This is a genomic window from Hydrogenophaga bisanensis (assembly GCF_042665135.1).
In the GTDB taxonomy this organism is placed as follows: Bacteria; Pseudomonadota; Gammaproteobacteria; order Burkholderiales; family Burkholderiaceae_C; genus Hydrogenophaga; species Hydrogenophaga bisanensis.
On the sequence record NZ_JBHTBX010000008.1, the window covers coordinates 96501 to 121555 of the forward strand.

The window sequence follows — 25055 nt, forward strand, 5'->3', positions numbered from 1 at the left end:
AAAGTGAGAATCCCATGAAAGCCAAGTTCGCCCGGACCCTGTGTGCCCTCGCTGCCGCTGCCACCGTGATGACCATCGGCACGACGGCTCTGGCCCAGAAGCGCGCCGACGAACCCGTCCAGACCATCCCGGCCATGCGCAACCTTGACCCCGCCATGGTGGAACTGGGCAAGAAGCTGTTCTTTGATCCGCGCCTGTCCAAGTCCGGCTTCATTTCCTGCAACAGCTGCCACAACCTGAGCATGGGCGGTTCGGACAACCTCAAGACCTCCATCGGCCACAACTGGCAGAAGGGTCCGATCAACTCGCCCACGGTGCTCAACTCCAGCCTGAACCTGGCCCAGTTCTGGGACGGCCGCGCCAAGGACCTGAAGGAACAGGCTGGCGGCCCGATCGCCAACCCTGGCGAGATGGCCTTCACCCACGAACTGGCCATCGACACGCTAAAGTCGATCCCCGGCTACGTCGACGAGTTCAAAAAGGTCTTCCGCACCGACAAGCTGAGCATCGACGAAGTGACCACGGCCATTGCCGCCTTCGAAGAAACGCTGATCACCCCCAACTCGCCGTTTGACCGTTGGCTCGACGGTGACAACCGCGCCCTGACCAGCATGGAGCTCGAAGGCTACAAGCTCTTCAAGGAAAGCGGATGCGTGGCCTGCCACAACGGTCCGAACTTGGGCGGCAACTCGTTCCAGAAGATGGGTCTGGTGCAGCCTTACAAGACCGCCAGCACTGCGGCCGGCCGCGTGGAAGTGACCGGCAAGGACGCCGACCGCCTGAACTTCAAGGTGCCCACCCTGCGCAATGTGGAACTGACCTACCCCTACTTCCACGACGGTGAAGCCGCCACGCTGACGCAAGCGGTGGACCTGATGGGCCGCCTGCAGCTCGGTCGTGAATTCAGCAAGGATGAGAATGCCAAGATCGTGGCTTTCCTCAAGACCCTGACCGGCCAGCAACCGCAGATCGCCATGCCGATCCTGCCGCCGTCGACCGACAAGACGCCCAAGCCGCGTCCGTTCGAATAAGCAGCGAATCGCCCCACGGCAAAGCCGGCCTTCGGGTCGGCTTTTTTCTTGCCCACACAGGAAATTCAGGATTGATATACCCTATAGGGTATCAATCAAAGACCAGCCACCGCATCACAGCCCATGATTCCGATCAAGACCGAGTCCGCCTGGCGAGGCACATCGGACTGCCAGTCCTGTGGCATCCGTGCCATGGTGCTTTTTGCCGATCTGGAGCAGCAGGATTTCGAGTCGATTCACAGCCCCATTGATGACCTGGAGTACCGCCCTGGTCACAGCCTGTACCAGGAGGGTGAGCAGGCCCTCAGCCTGTTCACCGTCCGCTCGGGCACCGTCAAGCTGCTGCGCATGACCCCAGACGGGCAGCAACGGATTGTGAGGTTGCTGCGCGCCGGCGACGTCGCCGGCTTGGAGGCCTTGACGTCGGCGACCTTTGAAAACGAAGCCGTCGCCATGACGGAGGTGTCGGTCTGCTGCATCCCGGTCGGCGTCATCCACGACCTGAGCCGGCGCTCTCCGCGCATCCACGCCCAGCTGATGAAGCAATGGCACCATGCGGTCAAGCAGGCCGACGACTGGCTGGCCGACATCAATTTCGGCTCGGCAGCGCGCCGCGTCCGCCAGTTCATCCTCAAGATGCGCCACACGACCGACCCGGAACTGTCGACCCTGTTCTCGCGCGAGGAAATGGGCGCCATGATGGGCCTGAAGCTGGAGACCGTCAGTCGCGAGGTCAGCGCCCTGAGCAAGGCGGGCGTGATCGCGCCCATGGACAAGGTCGGTCGCACCTACCGCATCATCAATGCCGCCGCCTTGAATGCCGATGACCAGTGAGAAAACCATGAACCGTCTGCGACAGCACCAATGGTTGCAGCGCATGTCCTGGCTGGAGGGCGCCACCCTGTTGCTGCTGGTGTTCATTGCCGTGCCACTCAAGCGGCTGGCGGACATGCCCGAGATGGTCAGCATCCTGGGACCCATCCATGGCGGCGCCTTTGTCCTCTACGCGCTGATGGTGGTCATCATCACCGCCCGGGCGCCCTGGACGAAGCAGGAGACCGGCGTGCTGCTGCTCGCCGCGCTGATTCCGCTCGGCGCCTGGATGGTGCGGGGGATGCTGCAAAGAAAGCAACGCGAACTGCTGTCGTTCGAATCCCTGCAGCAGCGCTCACCGAGTCGGCTTTGAGCGGGCGGCAACGCTCCACCCGGACATCAAAAAGCCCGGCAGAGCCGGGCTTTCAACGGTTTTTGAAGGTGACTGGCGTGGTCAGGCCTTCTTGACCCAGGCATTGCACCAGCCCTTGGAGGCCACCTGTTTACCGGCAAACAGGGAGCAACCGCCCGCTGCCGAGCCTGCTGCGCCTTGATAAATGGCGCAGTTTGCACAGGACTGTCCCTGAGCGTATTTGGGGTATTTGGCCTTGTCCACCTGGGTGGCGTCCGCCTTGTAACCCAGACCGATGGCAACCGGATCTGTCTCGGCCACCATGGTCTGTGCGGTTGCCAGGCGTGTCGTGGCCATGAGTCCCGAGGCCGTGGCCACCTGCAGAATGAAAACGCGTCGATTCGGCGTCATGAGAACCTCTTTCGTGGGGGAAGTGATGGAATATGTCGCCGCTCAGGGCATGCAGAACCCCGAACAGTGCCATCAGATTGTTCCCGGCGACGAGGCGCTTGTCATTGCGAATTTTCAAGCGATCAGATCCGACGACGAGCTTATGAGTGCACAGGCTATCGCCATCATTTAAATAGCACATCGGGTGATTGCGATATGTCAAGAAAGATACTCCCCCATGTACCGAAACTACATCCATCGATCCAGCCAATCTGATCGATGTACCTTCCACCAATGCACAGGAGTATTCACATGGAACAAGTTGTCAGCTTCCCCCGCCTCAACGAAGCCGCCCCCGATTTCAAGGCCAAGACCACGCACGGTGAGCGCAGCCTGGCCGACTACAAGGGCAAGTGGCTGATTCTCTTCTCGCACCCGGCAGACTTCACGCCCGTCTGCACCACCGAGTTCATCGGCTTTGAAAAAGCCGCCGAGACCTTCCGCAGCATGAACTGCGAGCTCATCGGTCTGTCGATCGACAGCCTGTACTCGCACCTGGCCTGGACGCAGAACATCAAGGAGAAGTTCGGCGTCGACATCAGCTTCCCCATCATCGAAGACATCAAGATGGAGGTGGCCAGCGCCTACGGCATGGTTCACCCCGGTGCTGCGGACACGCAAGCCGTGCGCGCCACCTTCTTCATCGACCCCAACGGCATCCTGCGTGCCATGGTGTACTACCCGATGAGCAACGGCCGCAGCATCGACGAGTTCGTGCGCCTGCTCAAGGCCATGCAGACCAGCGACGCCAACCAGGTGGCCACGCCCGAAGGCTGGACGCCTGGCTGTGAAGTGATCGTGCCGCCGCCCAAGACCGCCGAAGCCGTGGCCAAGCGCCCCAGCGAAGGCTACAAGACCACCGACTGGTACTTCTCGACCAAGTCGCTCTGATCGGGCATCAGGCCTTGCGGGGCCTGGCAACGGCCAGGCCCCACTTCTTTCCTCAGACAGTTCCCGCGCCATGAACACCGCCTCACGCCTGCAGATCGAATCCTTCTTCGACCCGGCCACGTTCACCTTCAGCCACCTGGCCTGGGATGGCGCCACCAGCCAATGCGCGGTGATCGACAGCGTGCTCGACTACGACCCCAAGTCGGGCCGTACCAGCACCGCCAGTGCCGACCGGCTGATCGGGCGCGCTCGCGAACTCGGCCTGCAGGTGCAGTGGCTGCTGGAGACACATGTGCACGCCGACCACCTCTCGGCAGCGCCTTACCTGCACCAGCACCTGGGCGGCCGGCTGACCATCGGCTCGCACATCACCACCGTGCAGGACACCTTTGGCAAGCTTTTCAACGCAGGCACCGAATTCGCCCGCGACGGCAGCCAGTTCGACCGGCTGCTGGACGATGGCGACCACATCGAAATCGGTGGCCTTCAGGTCACGGCCATGCACACGCCCGGCCACACCCCGGCCTGCATGACCTATGTCATTCGCGATCACAGCGTGGACCCGGTGCGCACCGTCGCTTTTGTGGGTGACACCCTCTTCATGCCCGACTACGGCACCGCCCGCTGTGACTTCCCCGGCGGCAGCGCGGCCACGCTCTACCAGTCGATCCGCAAGGTGCTGTCACTGCCGGCCGATACCGTGCTGTATCTGTGCCATGACTACCCGCCGCAAGACCGCGAACCGGTCTGCGTGACCACCGTGGCCGAGCAGCGCGCCCGCAACATCCATGTGCACGATGGCGTGCCCGAGGCCGACTTCGTACAGATGCGCCTGGCACGCGATGCCACGCTGGCCATGCCGGTGCTCATCCTGCCGTCGGTGCAGGTCAACATGCGCGCCGGCCAGATGCCGCCGCCCGAGGACAACGGCATCCGTTACCTCAAGATCCCCCTCAACGCCATCTGATGCGGCGGCCAGGATCTCTTCGCGCACCGTGCATGCCATGAACAGGCTGAGCAACTGGGTGACCATCACCCAATGGGTCCCGCTGTACGACCGGCAGAAGTTCGTTGCCGACGCCACGGCCGCAGCGGTCGTCACGTTGATGCTGATCCCGCAGAGCCTGGCCTACGCACAGCTGGCGGGCATGCCGCTGGAAGCTGGCCTGTATGCCAGCATGCTGCCGCTGGTGGCGTACGCGCTCTTCGGCTCCAGCAGCACCCTGGCGGTGGGGCCGGCGGCCGTCACCTCGCTGATGACCGCGTCCGCCCTGGCCGGTCTGCCCGCCTCCAACGGCGCTTACGCACTCATGGCCGCACTGCTGGCCACCATGAGCGGCCTGATGCTGCTGGCCATGGGCGCCTTTCGCCTGGGATTTCTGGCCAACTTCCTGAGCCACCCGGTCATCTCCGGCTTCGTCTCCGCCTCTGGCATCCTGATTGCTGCCAGCCAGCTCAAGCACCTGCTGGGCATCGGGCTGAGCGGGCAAACCTTGCCGCAGATGCTTTCGAGCCTGTGGCAGCACGCGTCGGCTCCGCATACATGGACCACCCTCATTGGCCTGTCCGTGCTGGCCTTCCTCATCCTCTGCCGCCGCCACCTCAAGCGAGGCCTGCTGCGCCTGGGGCTGGGGCACTTTGTTGCCGACGTGCTGACCAAAGCCGCGCCGGTGATGGCGCTGGCGGTCACCGCGCTGCTGGCCTGGTCCCTATCGCTGGACGAAGCTGGCGTGCGGCTGGTCGGGCCGGTGCCTGCAGGCCTGCCATCGCTGTCCTGGCCTTGGCCGGACGCGGACATGTGGCCTCACATGGGCGCACTGGCGCAGGCAGCCCTGCTCATCAGCTTGGTGGGCTTTGTGGAGTCGGTCTCGGTCGGGCAATCGCTGGCGGCACGACGGCGCGAACGCATCGACCCCGATGCCGAGCTTCGCGCCCTGGGGGCCAGCAACCTGGCCGCCGGGGTCTCAGGGGGCTTCCCCGTCACCGGCGGCTTCTCGCGCTCGGTGGTCAATTTCGACGCCGGTGCCCGCACACCCGCCGCCGGCATCTACACCGCCACAGGTCTGGTGATGGCCGCCCTGTTCCTGACGCCACTGCTGCGTTACCTGCCGCAAGCCACACTGGCCGCCACCATCGTGGTCGCCGTGCTCAGTCTGGTGGATCTGGGCGTGTTCAAACGTACCTGGGCCTACTCCAGGGCCGATTTCGCGGCCCTGGCCATCACCTTCGCATTGACCCTGCTGGTGGGTGTGGAAGCTGGCCTGATTGCCGGCGTGGGCACTTCCATCGTGCTGTACCTGTGGCGCAGCAGCCGGCCGCACATCGCCATCGTCGGGCAGGTGCCCGGCACCGAGCACTACCGCAATGTGTTGCGCCACCAGGTCATCACCGACCCGCAGGTGCTTGGCCTGCGCGTGGACGAAAGCCTGTACTTTGCCAATGCCCGTTACCTGGAGGACCAGGTCGCGCACGCCGTGGCCAACGGGCCCGCCATCCGCCATGTGATCCTGCAGTGCAACGCCATCAACGACATCGATGCCAGTGCGCTGGAGAGTCTGGAGACCATCGCCCAGCGGCTCAAGGAGGCCGGTATCGCCCTGCACCTGAGCGAGGTCAAGGGTCCCGTCATGGACCGCCTGCGCCGCAGCAGCTTTCTGCAGCACCTCGGCGGCGAGGTGTTCCTGTCACACCACCAGGCGGTGACCGAGTTGAGTCAGCTCAACAAAAGTGCAAGCATGTGATCCGCCGCCGCCAACGGACCTTATAGTCCAGCAGTATCCGCAACCCCCAGTCACAGGAGAACGCATCCATGGCCAAAGCCCAGAGCAAGAACGCTTCCGTCCGCATCGACATCGGCATCGCCGAAAAGGACCGCAAGAAGATCGCTGACGGCCTGTCCGCCCTGCTGGCCGACAGCTACACCCTGTACATGATGACCCACAACTTCCACTGGAACGTCACGGGCCCGCAGTTCAACAGCCTGCACAACATGTTCATGGAGCAGTACACCGAGCAGTGGAATGCCCTGGACCTGATTGCCGAGCGTATCCGCGCCCTGGGCTTCCCGGCACCGGGCACCTACAAGGAGTTCGTCAAGCTCGCCAGCATCCAGGAGGTCGATGGCGTGCCCAAGGCCACCGACATGATCCGGCATCTGGTGGCGGCGCAGGAGGCCACCGCGCGCACCGCCCGCCGCCTGTTTCCGGTGGTGGACGCCGCCAACGACCAGCCCACCGCCGACGTGCTCACCCAGCGCATCGACGTGCACGAGAAGACGGCCTGGATGCTGCGCAGCCTGCTGGAAGACTGAATAGGCCCCAAGACGCCGGGCGTTGGCCAGGTCATCCCCTGGTCTGGGCTCAGTGTCCGGCGTGCAGCTTCTCGTGGATGCGCTTGGTGGTGCGCCACACCGCCCAGAGCACCAGCGGAATCAGGGCCCCGGCCGCCAGTTCGGGGTTCAGGGGCAGACCGGCGGCCTTGCCAGCCTTGCCCACATAGAGCAGCAGACTGACCACGTAGTACGAGATGGCTGCAATCGACAGGCCTTCGACGGTGCTTTGCAGCCTCAGCTGCAGTTCCTGACCGCGCGTGAGTTTTTCCAGCAGCAGCTGGTTCTGCACCTCGGTGGCAATGTCCACCCGCGTTCGCAGCAGCGCGCTGGTGCGGGTGATGCGCTCGGACAGCGAGGTCAGGCGCTGCGCCGTCGCGGCCACCGTGGCCATGGCCGGCGACAGACGGCGTTGCATGAACTCGCCGATCGTCTGCGTCCCCGGAATCGGTTGCTCGCGCAGTTCGGCAATGCGTTGCCCCACCAGCGTGTCGTAGGCCCGGGTGGCTGAAAAGCGGTAGGCGTGTTCGGCCGTGGCCCGCTCCACCGCCGCCGCCAGCGAGACCAGCGTATCCAGCAGGGACTGGTCGGACGCGCTCTTGTTCTCCAGTTGCGCGGTGATATCGGCCAGTTGCCGTTCGGCATCCGAGAGGAACGGTCCCAGCGCCTTGGCCACCGGCAGGCCCCTCAGCGCCATCAGGCGGTAGGTCTCGAACTCCAGCAGGCGCCCGGCAATGCGGCCCGCACGCGTCTCGGAAGTGCCCGGCGGCGCAATCACCAGCATGCGCTCGAAGCCGCTGGGCCGCAGCATGAAATCCGTGACCACCACCGAATGGCCCTGGTTGCCCATCATCGATGCCACGACCGAATGCTCACCCAGCCAGGTTCTGGCCATGCTCAGCGCGGCCTGAGGCTCAGCGACATCTCCATGCAGCATCACCAGCTTGATGGCCGCCAGGGTGCGGCCCGGAATGGAGGCGACCCAATCGACCGGCAATGCCAGATGGGACAACAACTCGGGGTCGCGCTGGCCCAGACCGGCGCCCTCGGGCAGGGCCTGGACGATGGAATAGCGGGTGAACTCGGTATGCCGCTCCCACTTGAGGGTGCAGCCCGGCAGGCGCAGGCGCAAAAAGCTGGCCTGCATCTGCGCAACCGTCAGATCCTCCTGATCCGGCAGGCGCCGCAGGTGCTCGCACTCCTGCTCACGCGTGATGCCCTGGTTGTCCACGGCCACGTACACCACCAGCGCCGGCAGGCGGATGCGGGCCGGCGGGCGGGCGTGCACCTCGTTGTGCAACTGCGTGCGCATCGATTCATCTGCGGGCAGAAACCGGGTCTCGGTGTTCGTGGCGATGTCCATGCGCAGCATTGTGCCGTCTGTCTGTCGGGAGAGGGTCAACCCGGACGACGGCCGATCCAGCGGACGACTTGCGCCGGACCCTGATGGCCTGGTCCCTCGTCGAGCAGGGTTTCCACCTCCTCGCCCAGGCATTCGTCCAGGCCATCAAAATCCTGCCGGAGCATCGCCAGCGTGTAGAGCATGGCCTCATCCTTGGGTCCGCCGCTGCGCAGCGGCAACTGGCGGGGATGAAACGCCTCAAGCAACATCAGCCCACCCGGTCTCAAGGCCTGCATCAGCCGGCGATGGGCTGCCAGCCGGATGGCGGGCGGCAGGTGCACGAAGGTCAGTACGACCGCGTCGGCACTGCCCGGGGTCGGTGTCCAGTCGGCCAGGTCGGCCTGTACCGTCTGCAGATGCACCCCGCGCGATGCCGCCAATGCCCGGGCTTTTTCCAGGCCCACCGCTGACCCGTCCATGGCGGTGACGCGATGCCCCTGGCCCGCCAGCCAGGCACCGTTGCGCCCCTCGCCATCACCCGGCACCAGCACGTCGCTGCCCGGCGCCAGACGGTGCGCCTGTGCCGCCAGAAACGCATTGGGCTGCGTGCCGTACTTGTAACCCTCAGCGCCGAATTGTTGGTCCCAGAAATTCATACTCCCCAGTGTACCAATCTCGGGCATGGGCATGTTGTCATGGCGATATGCCATGATGATGCAGTGATGTGGCGTCGTTTCTGCTTTCTGCTGGTGTGCGCGCTCCTGCTGTCGGGCCTGGCCCGGGCGCAGGAGCCCACGGTGACACCGGTACAGACATTGCCGGCGCGCGCGGTGCTGGATGTGTACGTGCGCGACGGATGTCCGCATTGCGCGGATGCCAAGGCCTTCCTGCCTGCCTTCCAGACCCTGCGCCCCTGGCTGACGGTGGTGTACCACCGGGTTGACCAGGATCCCGCCGCCCGCCTGGCCCTCGAGCGCCTCACGAAAGAGGCCGGCATGTGGCCTCCCGGCGTCCCAACCTTTGTGTTCCGGGGCGAGGTGCTGGTTGGCTTTGCCGACGCCAGCACCTCGGGTCCGGAACTGGCCCGTCTGGTGGCTGCGGGTGCGCCACGTTCATCCGGCGCAGTGCCGGCGCAGACGCCCGACGCCAGCGCTGTTGCCTCGCGATCCAACGGAAGGCTTCCCGCCTACCTGACGGTGGAGACGCTGGGCTTTCCCCTGTTCACCCTCGCGTTGGGCCTGCTCGACGGCTTCAACCCGTGCGCCATGTGGGTACTGCTGTTCCTGCTGTCCCTGCTGGCACATACACTTGACCGCCGTCGCATGGCCCTGATCGCCGGCACCTTCGTGATCGTCAGCGGTGCGATCTACTACGCCTTCATGGCCGCGTGGCTCAATGTGTTCCGGCTGGTGGGATTGGGCGAAGGCATCCGGGTGGCGCTGGCGATCGTGGCTGTGGTGATGGCGGCGATCCACATCAAGGACTTCTTCGCCTTTCAACACGGTATCAGCCTGTCGATTCCCGCCTCGGCCAAGCCTGCCCTGTACCAGCGCATGCGCCAGACCGTGCAGGCCGCCAACCTGCCGCTGGCCCTGGGCGGTACGGCCATTCTGGCGGTCATGGTCAACGTGGTGGAGTTGCTGTGCACCGCCGGGCTGCCGGCGCTCTACAGCGCTGTGCTGGTGCAACAGGACCTTTCACCGGGCGCGCACCATGCCTATCTGGGACTTTACATCCTGGGCTACGTGGCCGACGACAGCCTGATGGTGACACTGGCGGTGCTGGCGCTCAGCAGCCGCAAGCTCGACGAGTCGTCAGGTCGATGGCTCAAGCTGCTCAGCGGTGCGGTCATGCTGGCGCTGGCACTGGTGATGCTGCTTCGCCCTCAGTGGCTGTTCTGACGCGCACCCACGGGCCAGGCGAGAAAAAGCCCGCCGGACCATCAAGGCCGGGCGGGCTGGAAGGCCGCGCCGGGGAGGGACGGCGCGGCATCAGGGTCCGGGTCAGAACGGGATGTCGTCATCCATGTCGTCAAAGCCGCTGGACGGCCGTGCGGCGGCGGGTGCGGGCGCGGGACGGGCGGCCGGTGCGGCAGGCCGCTGGGCGGGTGCGGGCGCCGGGCGGCTGTATCCGCCACCGCCGCCCCCTTCGTCGCCACCGCCCATGCCTTCACGGCCACCCAGCAGCTGCAATTCGGTGGCAATGATGTCCACGGTGTTTTTCTCGACACCCGACTGGTCGGTGTACTTGCCGTACTTCAGGCGGCCCTCGATGTAGGCCGGGCGCCCCTTCTTAAGGTACTCGCCGGCGATCTCGGCCAGGCGGTCATAGAAGGTCACGCGGTGCCACTGGGTGTCCTCGACCATCTCGCCGGAGTTGCGGTCCTTGCGGCGGCTGGAGGTGGCGATGCTCACGTTGGCCACGGCCTGCCCCGAGGGCAGGTAACGGATTTCGGGGTCGCGGCCGCAGTTGCCGACGAGGATGACTTTGTTGACGGATGCCATGGATGGATTCGCAGCGGAGGTATGAATTGGCAGACAGGCGGACGCAGGTCCGCCGGTGGCCGACCATTGTGCCGCAAACGCCGGCTGTGCCCAAACCGCACGTCCCACAGGCAACGTAATCAAGGCTGGTCCTACACTGTCGGTCCATGAAAGGCGAACCGGACTTCCTGCAGAACCTGCGCACCGAGATGGGCGACGGCCGCCAGTGGCTCGACCGGGTCATCGTCATCGTCTACGCGGTGCTGACCGGACTGGCCGTCGTGGTGTTCACGCTGCTGGCGGATGCGGCTTTCGGCCTGTACCAGGGCCTGCGAAGCACCGCCTGGTGGGCCCCCTTGATCTGGACACCCCTGCTCACCGCCGCCGTGGTCTGGTCGATCCGCCGCTGGGCGCCGGGTGCCGGCGGCTCGGGCGTACCGCAGGTGCTGGTGGCCCTGGCGCCCGAGACACCGGAATCGGCCCGCCACCGCTTCGTGTCCCTGCGGCTGTCGCTGGCCAAGATCGCGGCCGTGACAGGCGGCCTGCTGGCCGGCCTGTCGATCGGACGCCAGGGGCCGTCGGTACAGATCGCCGCCGGTGTGATGCTGCACGCCCGGCGCTGGCTCTCGCCAAGATCGGACATCAGCACCCGTGAGCTGCTGGTGGCCGGTGGCGCCGCCGGCATTGCCGCGGCCTTCAACACCCCGCTGGGCGGCATCGTGTTCGCCATCGAGGAGTTGTCGCGCCGGCTGCAGGACCGCAGCAGCGGCCTGATGCTGGCCGCCATCGTCGTGGCGGGTCTGGTGGCGGTCTCGGCATTTGGCAACCTGTCGTACTTCGGGCGCATCCGGGCCGATGGCGTGTCCTGGTGGGACCTGATGTGGCCGGGCTTTCTCGTGGCCCTGAGCGCCGGCCTGCTGGGCGGCCTGCTCTCGCGCCTGCTGCTGGCCTCTTTCATGGGCCTGCCCGACCGGTTCTGCGCTTACCGGCGCAAGCGTCCGGTGGCTTTTGCGGCCCTGTGCGGCTTCGGGGTGGCGGTCATCGCCATCATCACCGGCGGCGAGGCGGTGGGCGTGGGCCACCACCACACGCACGCACTGCTGCACAACCCCGATTTCGATCAGCAGCTGCCCCTGGTCTTCACCGGGCTGAAGTTCATCGCTTCCTGGCTGTCGGCCTGGACCGGCGTGCCCGGCGGCATGTTCGGACCCAGCCTGTCGATTGGCGCCGGGGTGGGTGCGGACATCGCCTGGCTGCTGGACTCGCCGCACGGTCCGGCCCTGATCGCCCTGGGCATGTGCGGCTTTCTGGCAGCAGTGACCCAGACGCCGATCACCGCCATGATCATCGTGATGGAGATGACCGATGGCCACAGCATGGTGCTCAGCCTCATGGCCTGTGCGCTGGTGTCCAGCCTCGTCTCGCGGATGATCAGCCGACCGCTCTACAGCACCACCGCCCTGCTGATGATGAGATCCCTGCGGGAAGCGTCGGTCGGCCCCGCCGTCCCGGGCACACCGCCAGGGCAGACGCCCCAGGACTCAGCGCCGCGTTGACGCGGTGGCCGGTGCCTGCATGGGCCAGGCCACCACCAGCCAGAGCAGCGTGGCGGCGGCACAGGCCGCAAACAGCGCGCCCACGCCGTGTGCCCGCACCAGCCAGCCCCCGACAGCGCCACCGGCAAAGAAACCCACCGACTGCAGGGTGTTGTAGACCCCCAGGGCCGCACCACGGGCATGGCCCGGGGCCAGCTTGGAGACCAGGCTGGGCTGGCTGGCCTCCAGGGTATTGAATCCGATGAAGAAGACGAACAGCAGCAGGCCCAGAGGCCACAGACCGGGCTGAGATCCGGCCAGGACCCAGAGGCCCAGCTGAACCGACAGGATCAGGCCGATCGCGATCAGGAAGGCCGTCCTGAGCTTGCCCTTGCGCTCCATCGGAAACAGCACCCCACCCATGACCAGCAGCGAGGCGGCCACAGCGGGCAGATAGACCTGCCAATGCGCCGCCTTGTCCAGACCTGCAGAAACCAGCATGGCCGGCACCGCCATCCACATGGCCAACTGGACCGCATGCAGCACGAACACCCCCAGGTTCAAGCGCAGCAGGCCGGCATGGCGCAACACCTCGCCCAGCGCCCGCCCCCGCACCTGACCCATTTCCGAAGGCCGGTGCTCCCGAGGCTCCGCGGGCGCCACCCAGGCCACCACCGCCATGGCCAGCAGCGCCAGCACCAGGGTCATGACAAAGATGCCGGACAGACCGATCCAGCCGGCCAGCAGCGGCGCCAGCACCAGCGACAGCGCGAACATCAGCGCAATGCTGGCGCCCACCATGGCCATGGCCTTGGTACGGACCGCGTCTCGGGTCACATCGGCCAGGAAGGCCGTGACCGCCGCCGAAATGGCGCCAGCCCCCTGCAAAGCCCGACCGACCGCCAGCCAAGTCAGGTCCGGCGCCCAGGCCGCCACCCCGCTGCCCAGCGCAAACAGCAGCAGGCCGGCGAGGATGACGGGCTTGCGCCCGAAGCGGTCGGATGCCAGGCCAAAGGGAATCTGCAGGAAGGCCTGCGTCAGGCCATAAAGGCCCATGGCGAAACCGACCCGAGCCGCATCATCGCCACCCGGCAGGCGAGAGGCCTCCAGGGCGAACACCGGCAGCACGATGAACAGGCCCAGCATGCGCAGGGCAAACACCAGCGCCAGCGACGCACTGGCCCGGCGCTCGCCAGGTGTCATGCGCGGATCGGACGCGGCATCGGGGGCAGTCGTGGCGGCGGTGGACATGTGGGCAAAGGGGAATCAGATCGGCGCCAGCACGCCGGCGGCCAGCAGGGCCAGCACCCCAGCGCCCAGGGCCAACCGGTACAGCACGAAGGGCATGTAGCCCCGGGTCGAGACCAGCTTGAGGAACCAGACAATGACCGCATAGCCGACACCGAAAGCCACCACGGTGGCCAGCACGGTGGGTCCGGCCGGCGGTGCGGACGCGGCGCCCCAGCTGCGGTAGAGCTGGTAGAACCCGGACGCCAGCACGGCGGGAATGGCCAGCAGGAAGGAATAGCGCGCCGCCGCCTCACGGGTGTAGCCCATCAGCAGGCCGGCGGTGATGGTGCCGCCCGAGCGCGACACGCCGGGAATCAGCGCCATGGCCTGGGCCAGACCAAACAGCAGGCCGTGGGTCCAGGTCAGCTGCCCCAGGGTGCGCCGCCGCTGGCCGATCCGGTCGGCCCAGGCCAGGATGAGCGCAAACACGATCAGCATCGTGGCGGTGATGTACAGGTTGCGCAGCGAAGTCTCGATGGCGTCCTTGAACAGCAGGCCCAGCAAGGCGATCGGCAGCGTCCCGACAATGATCAGCCAGCCCATGCGGCTGTCGGGCGTCTGCGGCCCGAACGGCTGGCGCAGGGACTGCAGCCAGGCCAGGGCGATGCGCCAGATGTCCTTGCGGAAGTACAGCAGCACGGCCGCCTCTGTGCCGATCTGGGTGATGGCGGTGAAGGCCGCACCAGGATCGCCGCCCGAGGGCAGCAGGGGGCCGATGATGCGCAGGTGCGCGCTGGAGGAGACCGGCAGGAATTCGGTCAGGCCCTGGACGAGCCCGAGGATGACCGCTTCGGTCCAGGACATAGGGACACTCATGGAGCCGGCATTGTATCGGTCACCCCCTGCGCCTGCCGCCCGGCCGACTTATCATGAAGGGTTGCCCTGCCGATGCCCTTCGGGCCCTGCCGCCTTGAAATCCCACGACCTGCCCCCGTCCGTCCCCGTCGCCCCACCCCACGGCAGCCTGCTGTCGGTGCGTGGCGCCCGCACGCACAACCTCAAGAACATCGACCTGGACATCCCCAAGAATGCGCTGGTGGTCATCACCGGCCTGTCGGGGTCGGGCAAGTCCAGCCTGGCGTTCGATACGCTGTACGCCGAGGGGCAGCGCCGCTACGTGGAGAGCCTGTCCGCCTACGCGCGGCAGTTCCTGCAGCTGATGGACAAGCCCGACGTGGACCTGATCGAAGGCCTGTCACCCGCCATCGCCATCGAGCAGAAGGCCACCAGCCACAACCCGCGCTCGACCGTGGGCACGGTCACCGAGATCCACGACTATCTCCGCCTGCTCTATGCCCGCGCCGGCACCCCCCACTGCCCCGAGCATGACCTGCCCCTGTCTGCCCAGAGCGTGGCGCAGATGGTGGACACGGTGCTGGGCATGCCGGAAGGCACCCGGCTGATGATCCTGGCGCCGGTGGCGCGCGAGAAGAAGGGCGAGTTTGCGGACCTGTTTGCTGAGATGCAGGCCCAGGGCTACGTGCGCTTTCGCATCGGCGGCGAGGTGGTGGAAGCCGAGGCCCTGCCGGCCCTTAAAAAGACCGAGAAACACGACATCGACGTCGTGATCGACCGCATCAAGGTGCGCCCCGCCGACGAGGACGGTGCCCATCCGCTTCGGCAGCGCCTGGCGGAGAGCTTCGAGGCTGCGTTGCGACTGGCCCATGGCCGAGCCATCGCGCTGGACATGGACACCGGCCGCGAACAGGCGTTCTCGTCCCGCTACGCCTGCCCGGTCTGCCACCACAGCGTGGGCGAACTGGAACCCAGGCTCTTCTCGTTCAACTCGCCGCTGGGCGCCTGCCCCACCTGCGACGGCCTGGGCCACACCGAGTTCTTCGATCCGGCGCGGGTGGTGGCCTTCCCGACGCTGAGCCTGGCCAGCGGCGCCATCAAGGGCTGGGACCGGCGCAACGGCTATTACTTCGCCATGATCGAGAGTCTGGGTCAGCACTACGGCTTCAACCCCGACACCCCCTGGGAAGACCTGCCCGAACCGGTCCGTCAGGTGCTGCTGTATGGCTCGGGCGAAGAAGCGGTGAAGTTCAGCTACGCCCTGGAATCGGGCGAACGGGCGGGCAAGAAGATCAGCAAGAGTCACCCCTTCGAAGGCATCATCCGCAACTTCGAGCGGCGCTACCGCGAGACCGACTCGGCCACCGTGCGCGAGGAACTGGCCCGTTACCGGGCCATCCAGCCCTGCCCCGACTGCGGCGGCACCCGCCTGCGCAAGGAAGCACGCCACGTCTTCATCGGCGAAGGCGAACAGCGCGCCCCCATCTACCGCGTCAGCCACATCACCCTGGGCGAGGCACTGGCGTACTTCCAGCGGCTCGAACTCAAGGGCGCGAAGGCCGAGATCGCGGCCCGCGTGGTCAACGAGATCCGCCAGCGGCTGAAGTTCCTCAACGACGTCGGACTGAACTACCTGAGCCTGGACCGCAGCGCCGAAACCCTGTCGGGTGGCGAGGCGCAGCGTATCCGGCTGGCCAGCCAGATCGGCAGCGGCCTGTCCGGCGTGATGTACGTGCTGGACGAGCCCAGCATCGGCCTGCACCAGCGCGACAACGACCGCCTGATCGCCACGCTGCAGCACCTGCGCGACCTGGGCAACACGGTGCTGGTGGTCGAGCACGACGAGGACATGATCCGGCTGGCCGACCACGTGATCGACATCGGTCCCGGGGCCGGCGTGCATGGCGGCCGCATCATGGCCGAGGGCACCCCGGCGGCCGTCATGGCCCACCCGGATTCGCTGACGGGCCAGTACCTCAGCGGCGTGCGGCAGATTCCGGTGCCCGCCCGGCGCACGGCTCGCCTGCCGGTCCTGAAGGCACCCCCCAAGACGCCGGTGGCCAAGTCACGCTTCCCGCTGAGTCCGGCGGCCGAGCGGCGCGCAGAACGCCAGGCCGCGCACGAGGCCACACTGGGTGAGCTGCAGGAAATCCGCGTGGTCAACGCCCGCGGCCATAACCTCAAGGGCGTGAGCGTGGCCTTTCCGGTCGGGCTGCTGACCTGCGTGACCGGCGTTTCCGGCTCGGGCAAGTCGACGCTGGTCAACGATACGCTGTACGCGGCCGTGGCGCGCACCCTCTACCGCTCACACGACGAGCCGGCCGAGCACGACGCCATCGAAGGCATCGAGTTCTTCGACAAGGTCATCAACGTCGACCAGAGCCCCATCGGCCGCACTCCGCGGAGCAACCCGGCCACCTACACGGGGTTGTTCACCGGCATCCGCGAGCTGATGGCCGAGGTGCCGACGGCGCGCGAACGCGGCTACGGGCCAGGGCGCTTCAGCTTCAACGTGGGGTCATCGGGCGGAGGGGGCCGCTGCGAGGCCTGTCAGGGCGACGGCGTGGTCAAGGTGGAGATGCATTTCCTGCCCGATGTCTATGTGCCCTGCGAGGTGTGTCACGGCCAGCGCTACAACCGGGAGACGCTGGAGGTGCAGTACAAGGGGCGCAACATCGCCCAGATCCTGGACATGACGGTCGAGCAGGCGGCGGACTTCTTCGCCGCCGTACCCACGCTGCACCGCAAACTGCAGACCCTGCTGGATGTGGGCCTGTCCTACATCCGACTGGGGCAGAGCGCGACCACGCTCTCGGGGGGCGAGGCGCAACGGGTGAAGCTGGCGCAGGAACTGAGCAAACGCGACACCGGCCGCACGCTCTACATCCTCGACGAACCCACCACCGGCCTGCACTTTGCCGACATCGAGCTGCTGCTCAAGGTCTTGCACCAGTTGCGCGATGCCGGCAACACCATCGTGATCATCGAGCACAACCTGGACGTCATCAAGACCGCCGACTGGCTGATCGACATGGGTCCCGAGGGCGGCTCGGGCGGTGGCACGGTGGTGGCGCAGGGCACACCGGAAGACGTGGCGGCCTGTGAGGCCAGCCACACCGGCCGGTATCTCGCCCGGTTGCTGCGCCGCTGAAAATCAGCGGCTACTGCGCCAGGCCAGACCCACCGACATGCCGTAAGTGGATTTGCGGTCAATCAAGGGGCTGGCAGCAGCGGGACGCACCAGCCGGGAAAAACCGACCCCGCCAAAGGCCACCCAGTTTTCGCCCAAGGCATGGGTGTAGTCGATTCCCAGCTGGAGACTTTCCGGTCCACTGCCCGGTGTATAGGCCCGGGAGCCCACGAGGGCCGCCGATGGGCTGGAGATCCCATAGTGCGTCTGCATGTAGCGGCTGCTTCCCCAGCTGCCGCTGGCGGAAAAATCCCAGTGGGCCCGGTCGGATTGCGGCAGTCGGTAGCCCAAGCCAGCCAGAAGCCGTCCCCCACCGTCCTTGTCCAGCAGGTCGTGGTCAAAGCTCACGCTGGTGCTCCAGCGAGCGCCCAGGCTGCGCCGTGCGGACACCCGACCCCGAACCGTGTCCTGGATGTCCGGCAGCCCCTCCCAGCGGGGGTCTCCCTCGAAACTGCGCCCGTTGTCCAGGCGCAACGATGCACTCAGGGACCAGTTCTGCCGAGACAGCAGTTCGGTGCTGACACCGGTCTCAACGCCCTCGCCTCGCCCGGCGCTCATGATCACATTGGCCCGGGACCTGGATACCCGCAGACGCCCAAGTTGAAACGCAAACACGGGCTTGAGCCTCAGGTTGTTCTCCGTTTGCCCCATGTGCGCCGTGGATGACGTCAGCGCAGCGCCGATCAGGTAATCCTTGCCAAACTCCACCACCGCCGCCTGTTCAGCCAGAGCCGGGGCGACCACCCCGCATCCGGCCAGGCACCACCCTGCCATCTTGATCGCTTTTCTCATTCGATCATGATAGCTTCCCGTCCTGTGTTCCCGCCTCAGAACCCGGGTAAGTCCGGGGTCAAGCCGCATCCCTCTTTGCCATGCCCCAGGAAACCGAACTGAAACTGCTGATCCGGCCGGAGGATCTGCCCCGCCTGCTCTCACATCCTGCGCTGCAAGCCGCCAGCGCGACAAGGGAGCGGCTGTACAACACCTATCTCGACACGCCGGACCTGCAGCTCAAGGCCCGTCGGATGGCCGTGCGCGAACGCCGCATCGGTCGCCGCACCTGGCTGACCGTCAAGACCGCCGGCAGCTCCACCGGCGGCATGTCGGTCCGTGGCGAGTGGGAAGCCCCGACCCGCCCCGGCGAGCCCGATTTCCGTGCCCTGCTGGGCGACCACCCGCTGGCAGACGTGCTCAGCAGACTGGCGGGCCGGCTGGTACCGGTGTTCCAGACCGACTTCGTGCGCCGAAGCTGGACGCTCGACCACGAGGGCGCCGTGATTGAAATGGCGCTGGACGACGGTCAGATCAGCGCCGGGACCGGACAGGGCGGGCGATCCGAGCGCCTGCAGGAAATCGAACTGGAGCTCAAGGCAGGTCCTGTGACCGCCCTGTTCAGCCTGGCCATGGATCTGGCACTGCCTGTACAGGGCGAGCCGAACCCCGGAATCTGGCTCATGCCGTCCGACCTGAGCAAGGCCCAGCGCGGCCTGGCATTGTTCGAAGGGGGACCGCTGCAGGCGGCTCGCGCAGGCGCACCCGTGATCACGCCGGACATGGCACCCAGGGCGGCCTTTGTGACGACGGCATGGTCCTGCCTGTCACCGCTGCAGACCAACCTGGGGCGGCTGGTGCTCGATGCGCAGGCCTGGACCCAGCCGGAAATCGTGCACCAGAGTCGTGTGGCTTTGCGCCGGCTTCGGACCTCGCTGCGCCTGTTCCGGCCCTGGCTGCCCGAGCGGTTTGCCCGCCACTGGGACCGGCAATGCCAACAGCTGGCCGCGCTGCTCGGCGAGGTGCGCGAATGGGATGTGCTGGAAACGGACTGGCTGCCTCGCCTGCTGAGAGACGGTCGAGATCTGGCGATCTGCCAGCCCTGGGTCCATGGCCAGCGGGAAGCCGCCTGGGCACGCGCTCGGGCTGCACTGTCCAACCCAACACAGGCCCAGATGCTGCTGGCCTTGGCCCGCGGTCTTCACGGCCTGCCGGTCGACGCGCCGAACGGACGGCCCACCCGCCTGGACCGGTGGGCACGCCAGGTGATGGCCAAGGCACATCAGGACCTGCGCCGGGAGGCCTCGCAGGCCTTGCGCAGCGGTCCCGAGGCCCGGCATGAACTGCGTCTGTCCCTCAAGAAAGAACGCTACACCCTGGAAAGCCTGGCCTGCCTGCTGCCCCCAGACGAAGTCCGCCAGGCCACTCGCGCGCTGGCACGCGCCCAGGACGTGCTGGGTTGGCTCAACGATCTTGCCACCGCGCGGGAGCGGCTGGCTCCAGCCCCCGTGGAGGTGCGCGATCGCCTCCTCGGCCGTATCGATGCCCAGGAACGCCAGGAGATGCGCCGACTGCCCGGCATCGAGCGCTCGCTGAGGGATCTGGCCATGTTCGATCACTGATACAGCCGTAACCCAGTGCAACAAGCGCTTGGCCGGTACGGTGGAGCTGCAGACAATACCCTCACGGTGCGCACTGCCGCGCCGCAAGGGAGTGGCGATGTCGACGATCACCCTGCGCTTTCCGGTAGACGGCTCACATGTGGAGGGCGGTGCAGCCGTCAGCGGCGGCATCCTCATGAAGTGGATCGACCAGGCCGGTCACGCCTGTGCCACGCGGTGGGCCGCCGGCCCCTGCCTGGCGGTGTACGCCAGCAGCATCCGCTTTCGCCGAGCCGTGCGGCTGGGTGATCTGGTGGAAGTTCAGGCCCGTCTGGCCTTCACCGGACAATCCAACATGAACATCGCCGTCGAGCTGCGCAGCGGCCCGATGACCGGACGCCGCATGCTGCCCACCGCCGAGTGCCTGATGGTCTACCTGGCCGTGGATGAGCAGGGCGAACCGGTACCCGTCAGCCAGTGGACACCGGAGACACCCGGCGAGATGGCACTGGCCAGCACCGCCCGGGCTCAGTTCGAGAGCACACGCCCGGGGCCGCTCGAATAGCTGGCGGATCAGATCCCGGCGGACGGCCGTGCGGCCACTCGGTCGCGCCAGGCCTGCAGCGCGTTCAACCCCTCGTCAGCGGGCTTGAAGCGCATGAGGCGCGCGAACTCGAGCGCACAGAAGGCGGTGATGTCGGCGATGGTGAACCGGTCGCCGGCGATCCAGGGCTGGCGCTGCAGTTCGCCGTCGAGCCAGGCCGCCGTCTCGCGCGCCTTGCCGGCCTGCGAAAGGCCGAACTCGGGAAACTGAGGTTGTTCCAGCGGCGCAAGTCCGGGATGGGTGTGCCGCACCGCATGGGCAATCGGCAGCATGAAATACCACTCGATACGGCGGTCGGCCATCTCGATGAAAGCCCGCTCGGTGGCGTCCCGTCCCATCAGGTTGGGCTCGGGGTGCAGGCCTTCCAGGTAGGTGCAGATGGCCCGGGTTTCGGTCAGCACGCGCCCATCATCAAACTCCAGCGCTGGCACGCGAGCCAGCGGGCTCTTGGCGCGGAACGACTCGGACTTGTGCTCCTGGGCATTCAGGTCGACCTCGATCTGATCCAGGTCATGGACGCCCTTCTCGGCCAGGAACATCTGCACCCGCCGGGGGTTGGGCGCACGGGCCGCGACATAGAGCTTCATGTCAGCCCGCCTTGGCCGAGTCGAGCAACGCTCGGGTGCGTTCGGCCTCCCGGCGCGCGGCTGCAGCAAAGTCATCGCCCGGGGAGGCGTAGAGCACCGCCCGCGAGGAATTGACGATCACCGGCCCGGTCGTGTTGCCACTGGCGGCACGGTAGCCGGCGCGGATGGTGGCCACCGCATCACCGCCCTGCGCGCCCACCCCCGGAATCAGCAGGGGCAGCGTGGGCGCCAGCTCGCGCACGCGCTCGATCTCGGCCGGGTAGGTGGCGCCCACCACCAGACCGAGCTGGCCATTGAGGTTCCAGGGACCCTGCGCGAGGCGGGCGATGTGCTCGTACACGCGCGGCAGACCATCGACCGAGGCCAGGTGCTGGTTCTGCAAGTCGTCCCCGCCCGGGTTGGACGTGCGGCAGAGCAGAAAGGCGCCCTTGCCCTGGTACTTGAGATAAGGCTGGACCGAGTCGAAACCCATGAAGGGAGACAGCGTGACCGCGTCCGCACCATAGCGCTCGAAAGCCTCGATCGCATACTGCTCGGCGGTGCTGCCGATGTCACCGCGCTTGGCGTCCAGAATCACCGGCACATGCGGCGCCACCGCACGCATGTGGGCCATCAGGCGTTCGAGCTGGTCTTCGGCGCGGTGCGCGGCGAAATAGGCGATCTGCGGCTTGAAGGCAATGACCAGATCGGCCGTGGCCTCGACGATGGCCGCGCAGAAGTCGTAGATGCGCGAGGCATCGCCCTTCATGCCGGCGGGAAACTTGCCCGGGTCAGGATCGAGCCCCACACACAGCAGGGAACGGTTCTGGCGCTCGGCGCCGCGCAGCATGTCAAGGAAGGTCATGCGCCGGATTTTAGTGGTCGCCTTGCCACAGGGCGGTGCGCCCTGCCCCTAAGATGCGTGCATGCATGCCCTTTCGCGTCAACAGCTGGTCCTGCTGGTGCTCCTCACCGTGGTGTGGGGGCTGAACTGGCCGATCATGAAATTCGGCGTCACCGGCTACCCGCCGCTGACCTTCCGCACCATCTGCATGTGGCTGGGCCTGCCGCTGCTGTGGCTGTTCCTGGCCTGGCGGCGCGTGCCGCTGCGCATCGGGCGCGAACACTGGCGCGAGCTGGGCGTGCTCACGGTGTTCAACATGTTTTTCTGGCACACCCTGGCCATTCTGGCGATCCAGTCGCTGTCCAGTGGACGGGCGGCGATCCTGGGCTACACCATGCCGGTGTTTTCGGCGGTGATCGGCTCGATCTGGTTCAACCAGCGGCTGGCCGCCCGGGCATGGACCGGCGTGGCCGCCGCCGCCGCCGGCGTGGTCCTGCTGCTGTGGCACGAAATCACCGCGCTGTCCGGCAAACCGATGGGTGTGGCGATGATGCTGGTGGCCGCCGCGACCTGGGCACTGGGCACCCAGCAGATGCGCCGCACGCAGATACCGGCACCGACGCTGGCCATCTCGTTCTGGATGACCCTGCTGACCACGGTGTGGATGAGCCTGCTGTCCGTGCTGTTCGAGCGCGACGCCTGGGCCGTGCCGCCCGCCCCGGTCTGGGGCGCCATCGTCTACAACGCGGTCGGCGTGTTTGCCTTTGCCCAGGTGGTGTGGCTGATGATGGCGCGAGAGCTGCCGCCGATCGCCTCCACCCTATCGGTGATGATGATCCCGGTGCTGGGTGTCTTCAGCGGTGCCTGGTGGCTGGGTGAGGTGCTGCACTGGCAGGACTGGACCGCCGTGCTGCTGGTGATGGCCGCCATTTCGCTGGTGTTATGGCCGGCGCGCAAGGCGGCAGCGATTCACTGAGTGTCCACCGTGTCCATGGCCAGACACAGGTCGGCCCAGGACTTGGCCTTGTCGGCCGGGTTGCGCAGCAGGTAGGCCGGGTGGTAGGTGACGATCACCGGCACACCCTCATAGCGATGCACCCGGCCGCGCAGACGCCCGATCGGCTCGTCGGTGCGCAGCAGGGACTGCACCGCGAAACGGCCCATGGCCAGGATGATCTTCGGCTGGACCAGGGCCACCTGCCGACGCAGGTAGGGCTCGCAGCGCACCACCTCCTCGGGCTGCGGGTTGCGGTTGGCCGGAGGGCGGCACTTGAGGACGTTGGCGATGTAGACACCCCGCTCGCCGCCTTCGGTGCGGCTGCGTCCGACCGCGTGCAGCATCCGGTCGAGCAACTGGCCCGCTGGCCCGACAAAAGGCTCGCCCTTGAGATCTTCCTGCTCGCCCGGCGCTTCACCGATCACCATCCAGTCAGCCTGAGAATCACCGACACCGAAAACGGTGTGTCGCCGGCTGCGGCACAGGCCGCACGCCTCGCAGGCCGCCACCGTCTCCTGCAGTGATGGCCAATCCAGCGCGGCGATGCGGGCCGCGCGGTCATCGGGCAACACCGGGTCGGCAGGCGCGGGAAGCGGCGCCGGCACGGCCTCGGCAGGAGATGTCACGGGGCGCGGCACTGCCACCGGCGTTGCTGGCGCGCGCGCTGGGGCTCCCTCATCAGCACGGGTGGGCGTGTCATCGGTGGATGCCTGCGCGGCAGGGGCGGGCGCCGACTTGGGTGCCCAGACCTTCACCCCCATCTCGGCCAGCATGGCGCGCTGGCGGGCATCCAGCCCACTGACCCAGGAGGGCTCGTCGACCACGCTCATGCCGCAGACTCCTCGGAGGCCTTCAGGTTCAAGCACATCACCACGGCATCCTCGCGCTGCCCGTGGGCCGCCGGGTAATAGGCCCTTCGCACCCCGGCAGTGGCAAAGCCGTAGCGCTCATACAGCCGGCGCGCAGGCGCGTTGCCCTGTCGCACCTCCAGCCACAGCGAGTGGGCACCCTGCCCGCTCGACCAGAGCGCGAGCGCATCCAGCAGGAAGCGGCCCCAGCCCTGGTGCTGGTGCGCTGGCGCCACCGTGATGTTCAGCAGATGCACCTCTTCGTAGCCCGACATCGCCACCAGATAGCCCAGCAGGACACGCGGTGGCACCAGCCCGGGCGTGGGGGTTTCGCCAGGCATGAGCTCCCCCTGCAGCATGACCGCCTGATAGCCCGCCGCGATGGAGTCGGCGAAATGCCGCCGGGACCAGGGCATCGGATAGGCCTGCTTCTCCAGTTCGTGAACCGCTTCCAGGTCGCCGTCGCTCATGGGCTGGAACGTGACCCGGCGGGAGGCATGGGCCCCCAGATCCTGCGGCCAGGGCACACCGGCGCCCGCCAGGGCAGAAGATACCGTGGCTGCCGTCACCGCTGCCCCTCGCGTTCGGCGGTGGTCAGGGCCACCTTGTCTCGCACATACAGGGGCAAGGCTTCCCGGGCATCCACGGCGCAGCCTGCCTGCCAGGCTCCAGGGGCCAGCCGCAGCAGGGCCGACGCGGTCGGCAGCGCAGCTTGCCGCTCACCAGCGAGCTGGGCCAGCGGCTCGGCATAGGGGCCGAACACATTGCCCGCGAGCAGCACCGGCCGATGGGCGTCGGGCAGGGCTGCTGCGAGGTGCGCCGCGAGGGCATCCGGAGCACACAGTCGAGGCTTGGCCAGCTCAGGCAGACCCCGCGCCTCGATGGCCAGATAGATCTCGTCCATGCGCGCGTCCAGCATGGCCACCACCACTTCCGGCACGGGCAGGCCGGCCTGACGCCGCAGCCCGCGCGCCTCTTCTGCCACCGCGGCCAGGGTGTCCAGAGGCAACAAAGGCAGACCCCGGGGATGGCGCGCGCTGCGCACGCCATAGGCCAGCCCCTGCGCCACGGCGCAAGCGGTTCGCAGCCCCGTGAAGGAACCCGGCCCGCGACCGAACACGATGGCGTCCAGGTCATCCAGCCGCCAGCCGGCCTGGGCCAGCAGGGTCTTGATCACCGGCAGCAGGGTGGCCGACGACTGCGCCGCGCCGGGTCCGCTGTGCCCGTGCACCGGGTCACCGGGACGACCGGTACCCACCGCCACCGACAGGGTGTCGGTGCTGGCATCGATGCACAGGAAGCGGTGGGGCATTGTCATGCACCC

Annotated in this window: 26 protein-coding genes; 14 read left to right on the forward strand and 12 right to left on the reverse strand. The window is 67.0% G+C overall.

Annotated features, from left to right (window positions below):
- The first annotated feature begins 68 nt into the window (after positions 1–68).
- From ACFQNJ_RS13090 to ACFQNJ_RS13100, 3 genes are all read left to right on the forward strand, one after another.
- The gene (locus ACFQNJ_RS13090) at positions 69–1031 is read left to right on the forward strand and encodes a cytochrome-c peroxidase (protein ID WP_382258380.1); all 963 of its coding nucleotides are present in this window, start codon (positions 69–71) and stop codon (positions 1029–1031) included.
- A gap of 123 nt (positions 1032–1154) precedes the next feature.
- A complete protein-coding gene (locus ACFQNJ_RS13095; protein WP_382258142.1) occupies positions 1155–1865 on the forward strand; it encodes a Crp/Fnr family transcriptional regulator in 711 nt (236 codons plus the stop codon).
- Between the two features lie 7 nt (positions 1866–1872).
- The gene (locus tag ACFQNJ_RS13100; RefSeq protein WP_382258145.1) at positions 1873–2217 is read left to right on the forward strand and encodes a DUF3817 domain-containing protein; all 345 of its coding nucleotides are present in this window, start codon (positions 1873–1875) and stop codon (positions 2215–2217) included.
- Between the two features lie 81 nt (positions 2218–2298).
- Here ACFQNJ_RS13100 and ACFQNJ_RS13105 read toward each other — a convergent pair whose 3' ends face one another.
- A complete protein-coding gene (locus ACFQNJ_RS13105; RefSeq protein WP_382258148.1) occupies positions 2299–2607 on the reverse strand; it encodes a high-potential iron-sulfur protein in 309 nt (102 codons plus the stop codon).
- Between ACFQNJ_RS13105 and ACFQNJ_RS13110 the strand changes: the two genes are divergently transcribed.
- From ACFQNJ_RS13110 to ACFQNJ_RS13130, 5 genes are all read left to right on the forward strand, one after another.
- The gene (locus tag ACFQNJ_RS13110; RefSeq protein ID WP_382258151.1) at positions 2606–2779 is read left to right on the forward strand and encodes a hypothetical protein; all 174 of its coding nucleotides are present in this window, start codon (positions 2606–2608) and stop codon (positions 2777–2779) included. The two genes, ACFQNJ_RS13105 and ACFQNJ_RS13110, sit on opposite strands and share 2 nt — an antisense overlap.
- A gap of 119 nt (positions 2780–2898) precedes the next feature.
- Positions 2899–3537: a peroxiredoxin gene (locus ACFQNJ_RS13115; RefSeq protein WP_382258154.1), complete on the forward strand. Its 639-nt coding sequence runs from the start codon at positions 2899–2901 to the stop codon at positions 3535–3537.
- Between the two features lie 70 nt (positions 3538–3607).
- Positions 3608–4504, forward strand: coding sequence for an MBL fold metallo-hydrolase (locus tag ACFQNJ_RS13120; RefSeq protein WP_382258157.1), 897 nt, complete (start codon positions 3608–3610; stop codon positions 4502–4504).
- Between the two features lie 37 nt (positions 4505–4541).
- Entirely contained in the window at positions 4542–6278 is a 1737-nt protein-coding gene (locus ACFQNJ_RS13125) for a SulP family inorganic anion transporter (protein ID WP_382258160.1), read from the forward strand.
- A 68-nt stretch (positions 6279–6346) separates the two neighbouring features.
- Complete coding sequence (locus ACFQNJ_RS13130; RefSeq protein ID WP_382258163.1) at positions 6347–6847, forward strand: Dps family protein; 501 nt, start codon at positions 6347–6349, stop codon at positions 6845–6847.
- A gap of 49 nt (positions 6848–6896) precedes the next feature.
- Here the strand turns inward: ACFQNJ_RS13130 and ACFQNJ_RS13135 are convergent, their stop codons facing one another.
- Together ACFQNJ_RS13135 and ACFQNJ_RS13140 are read right to left on the reverse strand one after the other, a co-directional pair.
- Positions 6897–8228, reverse strand: a complete 1332-nt coding sequence (locus tag ACFQNJ_RS13135; RefSeq protein ID WP_382258165.1) for a DUF3422 family protein — start codon at positions 8226–8228, stop codon at positions 6897–6899.
- Positions 8229–8263: 35 nt separating this feature from the next.
- On the reverse strand, positions 8264–8863 hold the full coding sequence (locus ACFQNJ_RS13140) for a class I SAM-dependent methyltransferase (protein ID WP_382258168.1): 600 nt from the start codon (positions 8861–8863) through the stop codon (positions 8264–8266).
- Between the two features lie 66 nt (positions 8864–8929).
- Between ACFQNJ_RS13140 and ACFQNJ_RS13145 the strand changes: the two genes are divergently transcribed.
- Entirely contained in the window at positions 8930–10108 is a 1179-nt protein-coding gene (locus ACFQNJ_RS13145; RefSeq protein WP_382258171.1) for a glutaredoxin family protein, read from the forward strand.
- Positions 10109–10210: 102 nt separating this feature from the next.
- Here ACFQNJ_RS13145 and ssb read toward each other — a convergent pair whose 3' ends face one another.
- On the reverse strand, positions 10211–10711 hold the full coding sequence (gene ssb / locus ACFQNJ_RS13150) for a single-stranded DNA-binding protein (protein WP_374639710.1): 501 nt from the start codon (positions 10709–10711) through the stop codon (positions 10211–10213).
- 146 nt (positions 10712–10857) lie between these two features.
- On the opposite strand from ssb, the gene ACFQNJ_RS13155 reads away from it, so the two are divergent.
- The gene (locus tag ACFQNJ_RS13155) at positions 10858–12246 is read left to right on the forward strand and encodes a chloride channel protein (RefSeq protein ID WP_382258174.1); all 1389 of its coding nucleotides are present in this window, start codon (positions 10858–10860) and stop codon (positions 12244–12246) included.
- Here ACFQNJ_RS13155 and ACFQNJ_RS13160 read toward each other — a convergent pair.
- On the reverse strand, positions 12232–13428 hold the full coding sequence (locus ACFQNJ_RS13160) for an MFS transporter (protein ID WP_382258383.1): 1197 nt from the start codon (positions 13426–13428) through the stop codon (positions 12232–12234). The genes ACFQNJ_RS13155 and ACFQNJ_RS13160 overlap by 15 nt on opposite strands.
- 63 nt (positions 13429–13491) lie before the next feature.
- Complete coding sequence (locus ACFQNJ_RS13165; protein ID WP_382258177.1) at positions 13492–14319, reverse strand: undecaprenyl-diphosphate phosphatase; 828 nt, start codon at positions 14317–14319, stop codon at positions 13492–13494.
- 106 nt (positions 14320–14425) lie between these two features.
- Between ACFQNJ_RS13165 and uvrA the strand changes: the two genes are divergently transcribed.
- Positions 14426–17461 (forward strand): excinuclease ABC subunit UvrA, encoded by a 3036-nt coding sequence (gene uvrA / locus ACFQNJ_RS13170; protein WP_382258180.1) that lies wholly within the window; start codon positions 14426–14428, stop codon positions 17459–17461.
- 3 nt (positions 17462–17464) lie between these two features.
- Here uvrA and ACFQNJ_RS13175 read toward each other — a convergent pair whose 3' ends face one another.
- Positions 17465–18292, reverse strand: a complete 828-nt coding sequence (locus ACFQNJ_RS13175) for a MipA/OmpV family protein (RefSeq protein ID WP_374639705.1) — start codon at positions 18290–18292, stop codon at positions 17465–17467.
- Between the two features lie 80 nt (positions 18293–18372).
- Between ACFQNJ_RS13175 and ACFQNJ_RS13180 the strand changes: the two genes are divergently transcribed.
- Entirely contained in the window at positions 18373–19893 is a 1521-nt protein-coding gene (locus ACFQNJ_RS13180; protein ID WP_382258183.1) for a CYTH and CHAD domain-containing protein, read from the forward strand.
- Positions 19894–19990: 97 nt separating this feature from the next.
- Complete coding sequence (locus tag ACFQNJ_RS13185) at positions 19991–20437, forward strand: acyl-CoA thioesterase (RefSeq protein ID WP_382258186.1); 447 nt, start codon at positions 19991–19993, stop codon at positions 20435–20437.
- 8 nt (positions 20438–20445) lie between these two features.
- Here the strand turns inward: ACFQNJ_RS13185 and ACFQNJ_RS13190 are convergent, their stop codons facing one another.
- Both ACFQNJ_RS13190 and pyrF read right to left on the reverse strand, forming a co-directional pair.
- The gene (locus ACFQNJ_RS13190) at positions 20446–21063 is read right to left on the reverse strand and encodes a glutathione S-transferase family protein (protein ID WP_382258189.1); all 618 of its coding nucleotides are present in this window, start codon (positions 21061–21063) and stop codon (positions 20446–20448) included.
- A 1-nt stretch (position 21064) separates the two neighbouring features.
- The gene (pyrF, locus tag ACFQNJ_RS13195) at positions 21065–21907 is read right to left on the reverse strand and encodes an orotidine-5'-phosphate decarboxylase (RefSeq protein ID WP_382258192.1); all 843 of its coding nucleotides are present in this window, start codon (positions 21905–21907) and stop codon (positions 21065–21067) included.
- A gap of 61 nt (positions 21908–21968) precedes the next feature.
- Here pyrF and ACFQNJ_RS13200 point away from each other — a divergent pair, with 61 nt between their 5' ends.
- Positions 21969–22862, forward strand: coding sequence for a DMT family transporter (locus ACFQNJ_RS13200; protein WP_382258195.1), 894 nt, complete (start codon positions 21969–21971; stop codon positions 22860–22862).
- Here the strand turns inward: ACFQNJ_RS13200 and ACFQNJ_RS13205 are convergent.
- From ACFQNJ_RS13205 to tsaB, 3 genes are all read right to left on the reverse strand, one after another.
- A complete protein-coding gene (locus ACFQNJ_RS13205; RefSeq protein WP_382258198.1) occupies positions 22856–23713 on the reverse strand; it encodes a uracil-DNA glycosylase in 858 nt (285 codons plus the stop codon). The genes ACFQNJ_RS13200 and ACFQNJ_RS13205 overlap by 7 nt on opposite strands.
- Entirely contained in the window at positions 23710–24201 is a 492-nt protein-coding gene (rimI, locus tag ACFQNJ_RS13210; RefSeq protein ID WP_382258386.1) for a ribosomal protein S18-alanine N-acetyltransferase, read from the reverse strand. Before rimI ends, ACFQNJ_RS13205 begins: the two co-directional genes overlap by 4 nt.
- Before the next feature lie 95 nt (positions 24202–24296).
- A complete protein-coding gene (tsaB, locus tag ACFQNJ_RS13215) occupies positions 24297–25049 on the reverse strand; it encodes a tRNA (adenosine(37)-N6)-threonylcarbamoyltransferase complex dimerization subunit type 1 TsaB (RefSeq protein ID WP_382258201.1) in 753 nt (250 codons plus the stop codon).
- Positions 25050–25055: the final 6 nt, after the last annotated feature.